Raw genomic sequence first — 12,751 nt, 5'->3', positions numbered from 1 at the left:
ATGTATTTTAACGTTATTGCCTTCAACAAATCATTTTTTCATCACTCCCCTACGCTGTTTATCTTCGCAATATGGAACAGATTGTGCAACAAATTGAGCAATACAAACAGGAAATGCAGGCTTTTGAAGCTACCACCCCCGCTCAGGTAGAAGCTTTTCGCATCAAGTACCTTGGAACCAAGGGCTTGGTAAAGACTGTTATGGGAGAGATGAAAAATGTACCGAATGAACAAAAAAAGGTGTTCGGACAAATACTCAATGAGTTCAAAGAGTTTGCAGAAGCGAGATATACTGCATTAAAAGAGCAAACAGAAGGTGTAGCCGCTGGTGGTGATCAGCAAAGAGATATTACTTTACCCGGAGAAGTCTTTCCTGTGGGTACCAGACACCCATTGAATATTGTTCGCAATCAAATTGTCTCCATTTTTGGTCGTTTGGGTTTTGCGGTAGCGGAAGGTCCGGAGATTGAAGACGACTGGCATAATTTCGGAGCCATGAATCTTCCAGAAGATCATCCTGCGCGTGACATGCAGGATACTTTTTATATCAGTCAGAATCCTGATTGGTTATTGCGTACACATACCAGCAGTGTACAGGCACGAGTGATGGAAACACAAAAACCACCGATCCGTGTGATTTGTCCGGGTCGTGTGTATCGAAATGAAACCATCAGTGCTAGAGCACATTGCTTTTTCCATCAGGTAGAAGGTTTATACATCGATGAAAATGTAAGCTTTGCTGATTTGAAACAAACCTTATACTTTTTCGTACAAGAACTATTTGGTAAACATGTAAAAGTGCGCTTCAGACCGAGCTATTTTCCTTTTACAGAACCCAGTGCTGAAATGGATATCAGCTGTCAGATTTGTGGTGGTGATGGTTGTAATATCTGTAAACATACAGGATGGGTAGAGATATTGGGTAGTGGTATGGTGCATCCGAAAGTGCTGGAAAACTTTGGTATCGATTCCAATAAATACACCGGCTTCGCCTTTGGTATGGGTATAGAAAGAATTACACAATTAAAATACCAAGTAAACGACCTGCGCCTTTACTCACAGAATGATGTAAGGTTTTTGAAACAGTTTACGGGGGCGGTGTGATTGGGGTCCATGGTCCATGGTATTGTGGACTTGGAAGTTATTTGCATCATAAAATTAAACCACCATTCACCATGGACTATGGACCATGGACTGCTCTCACATGATCCACTCCACAAAAGGCATAGTACTGCGAACGGTTAAGTATGGTGATACGAGTGTCATCACAACCGTGTATACGGAGTTGTTTGGCATTCAGAGTTATTTGGTAAAAGGGGTTCGACAGTCTACCAAAACTTCAGCAGGTAAAGCGGGTTATTTTCAGCCTTCTGCATTGTTGGATATGGAAGTGTATCACAATGAATTGAAGCAATTACAATTTGTGAAGGAATATCGGTGGAGTTATTTGTATGAACATGTGTTGTCGGATGTAGTGAAGCACTCTGTTGCTATGTATATGATTGAACTGGTACAACACAGTTTGAAACAACCGGAAGCCAATCCTGAATTGTTTTATTTGATTGAAGACAGTTTGAAACAGCTCGATAAAGGCAATGAAACTTTAACGGCGAATCTGCCTTTGTATTTTGTTCTACACCTTGCATCGGAATTGGGTTTTCGTCCACAAGGAAAGTTTGGTAAGGATACGGCGGTATTGGATTTGCAAGAAGGTGTTTTTGTGAATACTTTACCTCAGCATCCGTATTTTCTAGATGGACAAATGGCTGAATTGACTTCGCAGTTGATTGATCTTTCTTTTTACAATGAGCTTGAGAATCTAAAACTGAATCGTTCTGCCAGAAGAGCTTTATTAGAATCGTATCAAAATTACATGGCATTGCATATTGCCGATTTTGGGGAGTTGAAAACACTGGCTATTCTTCAGGAGATATTGAGTTAGTTGTCTCATAATACTCGTTGAACAGAAGTATCAGCAGTAATCTTATCTGCAATATCCTTCAATAACAAAACACCCGGTTTTTTTCCTTTTTCAAAACTGCCTAACTCTTTTTCTATTCCTAATGCTGTAGCACCATTGTATGTAACGGCTTTCAGTAAAAGAGAAAGTGAGAGATGGGGAAAATGCTGATGAAGGGTTTTCAATTCATCCAGTATACTCAACTGATGATTACTGGCAAGACTATCTGTTCCGATAACCAATGTGATATCATTTTTCACAAAAAGATCAACGGGTGGTAATATTTGTTCGATATATAAGTTGGCGTTTGGGCATAAACAAAAGGATACAGGGGCTTTTGATGATCGGATAAAATCAATATCCGATTGTTCGGTAAAGCTGTTATGCACTAGTAATACATGCTTGGCTGCTTCGAGATAATGAAATACCGAAGGCAAGCTGTTTTTTCCGGTAGCAGTAAAAGAAGGATTACTGATTTGCATCAATTGATACAATCTTTTAAAATCGCCACTATCAGATTTGAATAATTCATTTTCTGCCGCTGATTCTTGGTTGTGGATGGTAATGATTTGATCTGTAAAGTAAGGTTGCATTTCCTGCCACAATGCAGTGGAAACAGAGTAAGGTGCATGAGGCGAAATACTGGACCGGTCAGGAAATACAGTATGAAACTCTTTGAAATAATCCAATGATTTCTGCATTCTGATTCCTGCAATAGCAGGATTCCAACCACTGATCTCAATGAAATGATGGTATTGTAACCGTTGTAACTTCTTTTGTGAGAGAGTGTGGGTGTTGTTGCAAATATCTCCTACTGCTACAATACCTGCGTTTAGCATATCATCTTCTGCTTTGCTGATGGCAGCTAATATTTCTTCATCAGGGAAATGTCTTTGCTGTACCACCTGTAAAACAAAATCTACCAAACCCGTTTTTTCAGGAATATAGCTTTTTAAATGGCTTAGTTCTAAATGGCAGTGGGCATTGATAAAACCGGGACAGAGAATTCCCTCTAGCGTTTGTACATCTTCTCCGGCTTCTTCTTTGACAACAATGGCTTCAATATTACCTGAGGTATCAGTAATAAGTACAGTATTTTCATCCAGCATTTCCTTGCCGGTAAAAAGTTGCGAAGCATTGAATTTTTTATAAGCCATTTTACGATTGCTAAGTTATTGTATAACTCGTTCTTCTATTACAATAGTTTAGTAACTTGAACAGGAGTCAAGATAAAAATATAGTTATGTCAGCACACATGGATGATTATCTCGCGCCACATTATATCAATCGAAGTAATTGGTTACGTGCGGCTGTTTTAGGAGCCAATGATGGCATATTATCTACTGCAAGTATTGCCATTGGTGTAGCTTCTGCCAGTGTTACTAGAGACCCAATCGTATTGGCAACAGTAGCGGGTTTGGTGGCCGGTGCATTATCTATGGCAGCCGGTGAATATGTTTCCGTGAGTTCACAAACCGATGTGGAGAAAGCAGATATTATTCGTGAAAAGCAAGAACTTGAAGAAATGCCCGAGCTGGAATTACAGAGATTGGCAGAGATCTATGAACAAAGAGGTTTGAAAAAAGAAACAGCGATGTTGGTTGCTAAAGAGCTTACAGAACATGACGCATTGGGCGCACATTTAAGAGATGAATTGGGATTGAATGAAATCAGTCAGGCCAATCCTATTCAAGCTGCGTTGGCATCAGGTGCGGCTTTTACTGCAGGTGGTGTATTACCCTTGTTCGCTACATTGTTTCTTCCTTTGGAGTCATTAAGGTATACATTGTATGGATCAGCGATCATTTTTTTGATCATTCTTGGTGCATTAGCGGCTAAGACTGGTGGCTCAGGAGTTATGAAAGCGGTTATAAGAGTTACTTTTTGGGGAACTATTGCAATGGGTCTTTCGGCATTGGTAGGTTACTTGTTTGGTGTAAATGTTGCGTGAGGAAATAAATTAGTGATGCTATTGACCGGCAATCAACAATGGCTGAATTAAAATGTGGATAAGGTTAACTATAGGTGAACCCCTAGTGAACCCTTAGTGAACCCTTTGTGAACCCCCCTGTGAAGTGTTGGTTACTCTTTCAAACAAATGATGCTGTTGATTTATGACCAACAATGGCTGAGAAACTTTGTTAATATCTAATCTGTAACAAATAAATATTGAATACAATGATAAAGTCAATTTTCAATGCATTGCTCTTTTTGATCTGTTGCTCGTTTACAAATGCGCAAGAAGTGATCAAAATTTACGAAGGTAAAGCCCCAGGTTCTGAAAATTGGACATGGTCTGAAGCTTATATCGAAAAGACTGCATGGAATACACCGGTGGTTTTTAATGTGTCAGAGCCCACGCTAACAGTGATCAAGCCGGAAGCAGGAAAAGCGAATGGGACATCGGTAATCATTTGTCCGGGCGGAGGCTTCTTTGCTTTATCCATAGAAAACGAAGGATTGGGTGTTGCAAGATGGCTGGCTACAAAAGGCGTTACCTGTTTTGTGTTAAAATACAGATTGGCAAAAGCATCAGGCGATGACCCGATCAAAGATTTCAACGCCTCATTTGGTGATAAGGATTTACAGGCCAAACAAATGGCATCTGTTCCTATGGCGATTGCAGATGGAAAGCAGGCAATAGCTTATGTCAGAAAAAATGCAGCGCAATTGGGTGTTGATCCAAATAAAATAGGCATCATGGGTTTTTCTGCAGGTGGAACTGTGGCCGGTTCAGCGGGTTTTGGATATAACGCAGAAAATAAACCTGATTTTGTGGCACCCATTTATGCTTTTCTACCTCCGGAAATGCAAGGAACGGTCGCGGGGGATGCGCCCCCCATGTTTATTGCAGTGGCATCAGATGATCAGATCGGTCTGCAAACACATAGTGTAGCGTTGTATTCGAAATGGAACAATGCAAAACGATCTGCTGAATTGCATGTATACAATAAAGGTGGACATGGTTTTGGTATCCGCAAGCAGCAACAGCCTTCCGATGCTTGGGCTGATCAGCTTGCAGCTTGGATGGAGTATCAGGGCTTTTTAAAGAAATAGGCTATAAGCTGCAAGGTTCAAGCTACAAGTCGTTTGTATTGAAATGAGATAAAGTAGTGTTATAATAAGCCACAGATGCACAGATTATTGTTCTATAATCTGTGCATCTGTGGCTTATTTTTTCATCAATAGAAATTTTCAACCAAATTTTTTATTGAAAATCAATTAATTACAAAGGTTCGATTAAAAATACATCCCAATTTCTTTGGAAAATCATCTATATCAGACCTACCTTTGCCGTCCCAAATTCTGGGATCATTATAAGTCCGGTGGGATAGCGCCGGGTTCACTTAAAAAGAAATATTATGAGTAAACTTCATTTCACTACGAAGCATGCGAATGCGGCTACCGTACAGCACAACTGGTACGTTGTGGACGGTACTAATCAAACCGTAGGACGTATTGCCTCTAAGATTGCTTCTGTTCTTCGTGGTAAGAACAAAGCTTATTACACACCGCACGTTGATTGTGGTGACTACGTAATTGTTATCAATGCTGAAAAAGTGGTTTTCACGGGTAACAAATTCGAAGACAAACAATACATCAACTTCTCCGGTTACCCAGGTGGTAAGAAAGAAGAAGCTGCACAAGATCTGATCAAGCGTCGTCCGGAAGTCATTATGGAGAGAGCTGTAAAAGGTATGCTCCCTAAGAATCGTTTGGGTCGTAAAATGATCAAGAAATTGTTTGTGTATGCAGGTACTGCACATCCGCACAGTGCACAACAACCTAAAGAACTAAAGTTCTAATCAACAACAAATTAGCTAATTACAAATTCCTGATAAATGGAAAAACAAAAAAACGCAGTTGGTCGCCGTAAAGAAGCTGTTACCCGTGTATTCATTAGCAAGGGTGATGGTAAGATCACTGTAAACGATAAAGATTATAAAGAATATTTTCCGCTGGTATACCTGCAGAATCAGGTAGAAGCTCCTTTAAAAACTGCAGAAGTACTGGGTAAGTATGATGTAGTGATCAATGCACAAGGTGGTGGTCTGAAAGGACAAGCTGAAGCAGCCAAATTGGGTATTGCTCGTGCATTGTTAGAGATCAGCGCTGATTTCCGTCCTTCATTGAAGGCAGCCGGACAACTGAAGCGTGATCCACGTGGTGTTGAACGTAAGAAATTCGGTCACAAGAAAGCACGTAGAAGCTACCAGTTCAGTAAGCGTTAATAACGGACCATGGTCCATAGTCAATGGTCCATGGTTATCAATCGGTATGGACCATGGACTATGGTCTATGGACAACAAAAAAAAATTAAAATTTTATAATCATACAAGATGGAAAATAACACTTCATTACAGCAACAACTTCTGGAGGCCGGCGTACACTTTGGTCACCTGAAAAAGAAGTGGAATCCCAAGATGTTGCCTTACATCTTTGCTGAGAAGAAAGGTATTCACATCATTGATCTGAATAAAACTGTTGATCACCTGCAGGAAGCTGCGGCGGCTGTGAAGCAGATCGCGAAGAGCGGTAAGAAGATCATGTTTGTGGCCACCAAAAAACAAGCGAAAGAAATCGTGAGTGAATGCGCTAAGCGTGTGAACATGCCTTTCGCTACAGAACGTTGGTTAGGTGGTATGTTGACCAACTTCAACACCGTTCGTAAGAGCGTGAAGAAAATGCAGAGCATCGAAAAAATGCTGGCGGATGGCAGTGCTGAAAGCCTGACCAAAAAAGAAAGATTGACATTGAGTCGTGATAAAGACAAAATGGAGAAAGTGTTGGGTGGTATCGCGCAGTTGGGTCGTTTACCGGCAGCATTGTTCTTGGTTGATATCGGTCATGAGCATATCGCATTGGCGGAAGCGAAGCGTTTAGGCATTACCACTTTTGGTATGGTTGATACCAACTGCGATCCTAATAAAGTAGATTTTGCTATTCCTGCGAATGATGATGCTACTAAGTCTATTGCCATCATCACTAACTATATCGTAGCTGCTATTGCAGAAGGTTTGGCTGAACGTCAGGCTTCAAAAGATGAAGAAGAAACAGAAGATAGCAACAACGAGAACGAAGCAAAAGCACGCAGATTAGAAGCTGAAGCACAAGCCGAAGCTGCACGTGGTGGTCGCCGTGGTGGTGCTGGTGCGGGTGAAGGAAGTGGAGCTCCTAAGCGTCGTGTTCCGGGAAGCCGTCGTCCAGCCGGTGGCGGTGGAAGCAGATAATGAAGTAATCAGATTGGGTCATTGCGTCATTATCTCTCCAGATAGTGACATAATGACCCAATTTATATATACACTTCAGTCTTTTGATGATCAGGCATCGTATTTGACAATACTTGTTCATCATTTCATAAAATAAGCGTTCTGATACAGCCCATAATTTTGCGCGTCATCAGATACATTTCAATCAACATTCAAAATTCAACATACCATGAGTACTGTAACAATTACAGCCGCTGATATCAACAAATTACGCCAGGCCACAGGTGCCGGCATGATGGATTGCAGAAAAGCTTTGACTGAAACCAATGGTGATTTCGAAGCTGCGATCGACTGGTTGCGTAAGCAAGGACAGAAAGTTGCTGCTAAGCGTAGCGACCGTGAAGCAAAAGAAGGTGTGATCATCGCTAAAACTTCAGCTGATAACAAAACCGGTTTTGTGGTTTGTATTAGTTGCGAAACAGATTTCGTATCTAAGAATGCAGATTTCGTTGCATTTGCACAGACCATTGCTGATGCAGCTGTTGCTAACAATGTAAAAAGTGCGGAAGAACTGAGTGAAGTAGTGATCAATGGTTCTAAAGTAGCGGACATGATCAATGATAAACTGGCTGCTATTGGTGAAAAAATCGGTATCGCCAAGTTTGAAAGAGTAGAAGCTCCTTATGTAGCATCTTATATCCATGGTGCATACCGTATGGGTGTATTGGTTGGCTTAAGCAGCGAAGCTGCTGAGGCTGGTAAAGATGTGGCGATGCAAATTGCTGCGATGAATCCATTGGCGGTAGATGCGAATAGCATTCCTGCTGAAACCATTGAAAGAGAAAGAGCAATTGTGGTAGATACCATGAAAGCAGATCCTAAAATGGCAGGTAAACCCGATGATATGATCGCTAAGATCGCAGAAGGTAAACTGAATGCATTCTTCAAAGAGAATACTTTGTTGGCACAGGCTTTCGTAAAAGATGGTAGCATCACCGTAGAAGCTTACCTGAAAAATGCAGGTAATATAACTGTTACCGGATTTAAGCGTGTGGCTTTAGGTTAATTCAATTCAGATTTTTATAGTAAGGGAGATGAGTGATCATCTCCCTTTTTTATGTTGTGAACTTTTGAAAAGTTGATGATCTGTTTTTACTTTTCATATAGGATAATATTCAATCCGTGTAAATTACTCAGCTGCTTGTCTGAGGTAATAAGTGGAATATCAAGTGTTATAGAGGTGGCTGCAATAATACAGTCAGGTAATTTAAGATTTGTATTCTTTCTAATTTCAATTGTATTCTTTTTAATTTCCTCAGTTATGTTTTCAATTTTTAATTCAGCTTAAAAAGAAGTAATGATTTTCTGCTCTCGCAGACTGATCTTTTTGTAAGAGAGAAGTTCTAGCTCTGAGATGATGGATAAGTAAAGATCTTTTCCGTTAAGGAAAGTGGCTAGTGTTTCATCGCCACCTAATAAATACAAAACTGCGTTTGTATCTAACAGGAGTTTATTGCCATTCATTGCGTAAACTCTTTTGTATTTCCAACGCGTCAGTTTTTAGCTTGATGCTTCCGCAATATTTCAGGACATCTACACCTGCTTTTAGCTTGATTTTTTTTTCAAGCAATTTTATCTGCTTTTTAGATGCGCCCTTTTTTAAGACTAAAACCATTTTGAACCATTTTAAGTAAATATACGATTAATTTTTTGCTCGAATAGTCAACAGTCATTGTGCTTGATTTTTAGAAAGTTTTAAAACTTTCCAAAAGTCGATGATTATTCATAACAACGGTTAGCTATTGACCTTCTAAATCTCTTCTAATAAACTCAACCCATTTCTTCTGTTCTATTTTATTCAACAGAATATCCGGCTGAAATCCGGTTAGATCGATTGGTTTTTTGTCTGTCCAACTTGACTTCACAATGGGGATGGTTAAAAAATATTTATCATAAGGCAAAGCAGTTGGGATCGACATGCCTTCATAATCCATCATACCAATGGTAGGAATACCGTAGGTAGTTGTTTTCTTACTTTGTTTACTGATATGGAAAAAATATTCGGTGGAACTACCACAAAGATCATCTACGATCAGGGCTATTTTCTTAGGTCTTTGTAAGATCGAATCTAGTGGAAACGTTACACCGGGAATAGGATAAAATGTTTTCTTTGTTGTAGGAAGCTCCTGATAGGCTTTCTTATAAGCTGCAATCGTTTCATCAGGGAAGTATTTTTTATATTCATCTGGTATAGGGGTCAATACGTAGGGTTCTAGATCTTTTAACTTCAACTGTACATTTTCAGGCGTAACACGTAGATAGGTATCATATTGAAGAATGGGGTTTGTCATGAAATAAGATAAAAATGAGACCCAACCTGTGTTACCACCACCATTTCCTGTTAAGTCAACGATTAAGTAATCACTGGCTTTTATGATTGAATCATTTTTTGTAACCAATTGTTGGATCTTATTATCATTATTCAAAAAAGTTGGAATTTTTAAGTAGGCTGTTTTAGAAGATAGCTTTTGAAAATCGAGGCCATTGTTATCATTGAGCCAGGTATTCAATTCTTTCTTTTCTGCTTCTGTTAATACTGTAGGATAAATTTTTCCAAACATGTTTTGATTCCATATTTGCAATAAGTTGCCTTTTTGTTTTGCAGGGATATCTGTAGTAATAAAGTAGTTGTACTCTTTTGCAATAAAGCCATTTTTAGATGTGCTCAAAGTCAGATAAACCAAGCCAATAGGGATATTTGGATCTTTTGAAGCGATTACAATCCCTTTATAAATATTCGGTTGTGTTTTTTGTATCGCTAATTTTAATGAGCTATCAGCATTGATCCAAATGCCTTCTACATTAGATAGTTCTTTCTTCAAATGTTTCTCTTGAAAATACTTATCCGAGAAAGTAATCATTTCTCTATCATAGTCATCGGCGTTTATGTAACGTAACATAAAATGTTTGTCTTTAAAGAACCTGATATATTCTTTGAGCAAATAGAAACAAGCTTTTGGATTTGTTTCCTTGGAAGCTTTTTTCTCAAGCGAATTAACCAGCGCTTGATATGCAGATTGCGTATTCTTATTCACTTTGGCAGGAAAACCGGCGTAATTTTCTTCCGTCTTACGAACCGTTTGGTTTAAATTTTCAAGACAGTTGCAGTTATTGATTTGAGAGAAGAGATCAGTAGAGAATAGTAGTAAACTGATCAACAAGTAAATAGTCTGTTTCATTTCCTAAGCTGTTTTCAAGAATATGAAGTTTTATAATAATGTAAAATTAATGACTATTGGGCTCATGATGATCATAACTCAACACTTCACTCAATTTCCAAATACCCTCTTGCATTAACCATACATGGGTGAATTTGGCAGTACTGGTATGTATATCCTCTTTGCCCTGTTCTCTGATATAAAAATGATGAATACCCATTTGAATCGCACCATATAGTTTTCCGTTGTTATTTAGTGGATATACTTCCAAGCTGTTTACATCCACTTTCCGAATAGGTTTTTTACTTGATGGGGTACAGATGTATTGTTGGATGTTCTCGAAGAATTTTGTTCTATCCTGAAATCCACTTTGATCATGATAAAATTTGAGATCCTGTGCCATCCGACTTTCTAAATAAGCGATATCACATTGATTGAAGCTTCGTTCAAAGAAGAGACTGTCTTGTTGTTTGAGTTCAAGGAAGAGGGGAGATCGTTTATCGGGTTGGGCTACAACCGCGCTGGCAGTCATTAAGAGTAGTATTAAAATACTAGTAATTACTTGTGACATGTGAATCTGTTTTCTATAAAGAATACTTTAAGATAACTTTTATTATGTGATGACTCACTATTATTCATATTGGAACATTTGGAAATTTTTAAAACTTCCCAAATATTGATAGTCAAGACACGTTACTACTCGCCGCTAATTTTGAAGTCTAACTTCCAATACCTATCCTTATTATCTTTTACCGAAAAAAAGTTCCGGTTGACACAACCAATGTTCATAAAAAAAGTATCCGGCTTACCAGGCAGTAATATCCTTTTCTTCATGGAGCCATTTCTTAATTCACAGATTTGTATGTATTGTTTTTCGTCTGTTCCCCGATTGCTGATGCAGACAAAGTCTTTCATGTTTTCAGCAAAAACAGGCTCTCCGATTAAGGTGTCAACAGCTCCAGTAGAACGATTAATGAGGTAAAGTTCTTCTTTATGATGGTCTATGCGCTTGACCATCGAGAGCATAGTTCCAATAATATCACCAGAATACGAAAACTCATGAAAGTTCTCATCTGATGTATTGTCTTTGAAAACTATTGATGATTTTCCGATGATCGGAATGATGAGTTGATCTGCTTGCTTCTTTATCTTTCTATTGACTGCTAAATAGATAGTCTGACGACAAGTGTCATATTGCACTTTCGTGATTTCTGTATATGCGTACGAAATCCGTTTTTGTGCTTTTGCAGATATTGTCAGTGTAAATAAGATAACTATGATGATTAGAGGAGTCTTCATTGGCTTATCGTATGAGAACTTTTAAAACTTTCTAAAGTTGATGATCGATCATTTCAAGTAAAATAAAACCGAGAAATTGAAAAATCTATTCTTTGTCTCAGCGTAGCCTATGTTTTTGATAATGTTTATAAGACCGTGGCTATATCGAGCATTGAGGTCTATTTTATCTGATAAACTATATCCTACCAAAATATTCCCTGCTGCATCCATAGACTTGTAATTTGTGATATCGAAAGTTCTGTTTTCAAAACCTGAGAGTTTGGAAAACAGTTTAAGTCCCATGCTTGGACCTAGACCGAAATAAAGTTTTTTAATCGCATATTGAAATGTCAATGGTAATTCTATGTATCCTAGCTTTTCATCTGTATCGTAGCTATCACCATCAGAACCTATCAGGGTCATACTTGAACCTATTACAGAAAGGGCCGGTTCGACTGAAATAGATAAATTTTTAGACAATAATGACTTATAGAAAACTCCGAATTGATAGCCAATCAATGTCTTCGTATTTTGTTGAATGCTTGGTAGTTGAGGAATTGAGATGGTTTTGCTTTGATTGGCTAGGTTCAAACCTGTTTTTACACCAAACCGAGATTGGCTTTTTGCAGTATAAACAAAGAGTAGTAATCCTAAAATAACAAGTGGACTCGTTTTCATAAGTAAATAATGCGAATCAAGGGTTGAAAATGGTCAAATTGGGTAAAATGAAGTAAAAGCAAAGAGCGTTTTAGTAATGTGTTCGAAGCAAAACTAATAGCTCTCTACTTTTACATTTGCGAAAAGTACGACAAAGAGTTAAAATATCACTGTCAACGTTATAGTAATAATAGTAAACCAGTCTTCAGCGATGAGGAGGTTCTGACGATATACCTATACGTATCCATAGAAGAGGGTCGTCATACGATCAAAGATATTCACCGCTTTGCCAGTAGGCATTTGCGCAGTTGGTTTCCACTTCTCCCGTCTTATCAGGCGTATAATCATCGTTTAAATCGGCTCAATGAAGTTCTTCGCCTACTCAGTGCTGAAGTATTATCATTGCATATACCGAAGGATTGTAGTGAA

Annotated in this window: 15 protein-coding genes; 8 read left to right on the top strand and 7 right to left on the bottom strand. The window is 38.7% G+C overall.

The genetic code is table 11. The features are described 5' to 3' along the window. Positions 1-71 precede the first annotated feature (71 nt). Both pheS and recO read left to right on the top strand, forming a co-directional pair. Positions 72-1,103, top strand: coding sequence for a phenylalanine--tRNA ligase subunit alpha (gene pheS / locus ACTIEV_RS05165; RefSeq protein WP_322196118.1), 1,032 nt, complete (start codon positions 72-74; stop codon positions 1,101-1,103). A 100-nt stretch (positions 1,104-1,203) separates the two neighbouring features. Beyond that, on the top strand, positions 1,204-1,941 hold the full coding sequence (gene recO, locus ACTIEV_RS05160) for a DNA repair protein RecO (RefSeq protein WP_322196119.1): 738 nt from the start codon (positions 1,204-1,206) through the stop codon (positions 1,939-1,941). A gap of 5 nt (positions 1,942-1,946) precedes the next feature. Here the strand turns inward: recO and ACTIEV_RS05155 are convergent, their stop codons facing one another. After that, positions 1,947-3,116, bottom strand: coding sequence for an amidohydrolase family protein (locus ACTIEV_RS05155; RefSeq protein ID WP_322196120.1), 1,170 nt, complete (start codon positions 3,114-3,116; stop codon positions 1,947-1,949). Between the two features lie 86 nt (positions 3,117-3,202). Between ACTIEV_RS05155 and ACTIEV_RS05150 the strand changes: the two genes are divergently transcribed. The 6 genes from ACTIEV_RS05150 (at position 3,203) to tsf (ending at position 8,235) form a co-directional block, all read left to right on the top strand. After that, positions 3,203-3,910, top strand: a complete 708-nt coding sequence (locus tag ACTIEV_RS05150) for a VIT1/CCC1 transporter family protein (protein WP_322196121.1) — start codon at positions 3,203-3,205, stop codon at positions 3,908-3,910. Positions 3,911-4,137: 227 nt separating this feature from the next. Further along, on the top strand, positions 4,138-5,016 hold the full coding sequence (locus ACTIEV_RS05145) for an alpha/beta hydrolase (protein ID WP_322196122.1): 879 nt from the start codon (positions 4,138-4,140) through the stop codon (positions 5,014-5,016). Positions 5,017-5,321: 305 nt separating this feature from the next. Further along, a complete protein-coding gene (gene rplM / locus ACTIEV_RS05140; RefSeq protein ID WP_322196123.1) occupies positions 5,322-5,765 on the top strand; it encodes a 50S ribosomal protein L13 in 444 nt (147 codons plus the stop codon). Positions 5,766-5,801: 36 nt separating this feature from the next. Continuing rightward, on the top strand, positions 5,802-6,191 hold the full coding sequence (gene rpsI / locus ACTIEV_RS05135; RefSeq protein ID WP_178888699.1) for a 30S ribosomal protein S9: 390 nt from the start codon (positions 5,802-5,804) through the stop codon (positions 6,189-6,191). Between the two features lie 108 nt (positions 6,192-6,299). Next, positions 6,300-7,190 carry a 30S ribosomal protein S2 gene (gene rpsB / locus ACTIEV_RS05130; protein ID WP_178888698.1) on the top strand — a complete coding sequence of 297 codons (891 nt, stop codon included), beginning with the start codon at positions 6,300-6,302 and terminating at the stop codon, positions 7,188-7,190. Between the two features lie 208 nt (positions 7,191-7,398). Next, the gene (gene tsf, locus ACTIEV_RS05125) at positions 7,399-8,235 is read left to right on the top strand and encodes a translation elongation factor Ts (protein ID WP_322196124.1); all 837 of its coding nucleotides are present in this window, start codon (positions 7,399-7,401) and stop codon (positions 8,233-8,235) included. Between the two features lie 86 nt (positions 8,236-8,321). On the opposite strand, the gene ACTIEV_RS05120 is transcribed toward tsf, so the two are convergent. From ACTIEV_RS05120 to ACTIEV_RS05095, 6 genes are all read right to left on the bottom strand, one after another. Further along, positions 8,322-8,501, bottom strand: coding sequence for a PIN domain-containing protein (locus ACTIEV_RS05120; RefSeq protein ID WP_416194676.1), 180 nt, complete (start codon positions 8,499-8,501; stop codon positions 8,322-8,324). A gap of 178 nt (positions 8,502-8,679) precedes the next feature. Then, a complete protein-coding gene (locus ACTIEV_RS05115; RefSeq protein ID WP_322196125.1) occupies positions 8,680-8,844 on the bottom strand; it encodes a hypothetical protein in 165 nt (54 codons plus the stop codon). A gap of 124 nt (positions 8,845-8,968) precedes the next feature. Next, positions 8,969-10,408, bottom strand: a complete 1,440-nt coding sequence (locus tag ACTIEV_RS05110; RefSeq protein WP_322196126.1) for a S41 family peptidase — start codon at positions 10,406-10,408, stop codon at positions 8,969-8,971. Between the two features lie 46 nt (positions 10,409-10,454). Further along, the gene (locus ACTIEV_RS05105) at positions 10,455-10,958 is read right to left on the bottom strand and encodes a nuclear transport factor 2 family protein (RefSeq protein WP_322196127.1); all 504 of its coding nucleotides are present in this window, start codon (positions 10,956-10,958) and stop codon (positions 10,455-10,457) included. 125 nt (positions 10,959-11,083) lie between these two features. Continuing rightward, positions 11,084-11,686 carry a hypothetical protein gene (locus ACTIEV_RS05100; RefSeq protein ID WP_322196128.1) on the bottom strand — a complete coding sequence of 201 codons (603 nt, stop codon included), beginning with the start codon at positions 11,684-11,686 and terminating at the stop codon, positions 11,084-11,086. A gap of 48 nt (positions 11,687-11,734) precedes the next feature. Further along, positions 11,735-12,343, bottom strand: a complete 609-nt coding sequence (locus ACTIEV_RS05095; protein ID WP_322196129.1) for a porin family protein — start codon at positions 12,341-12,343, stop codon at positions 11,735-11,737. Between the last annotated feature and the right edge of the window lie 408 nt (positions 12,344-12,751).

This window comes from Sediminibacterium sp., assembly GCF_051861365.1.
In the GTDB taxonomy this organism is placed as follows: domain Bacteria; phylum Bacteroidota; class Bacteroidia; order Chitinophagales; family Chitinophagaceae; genus Sediminibacterium.
The sequence above is the reverse complement of the archived record's forward strand: the minus strand, read 5'-3'. Positions and strand labels throughout refer to the sequence as shown.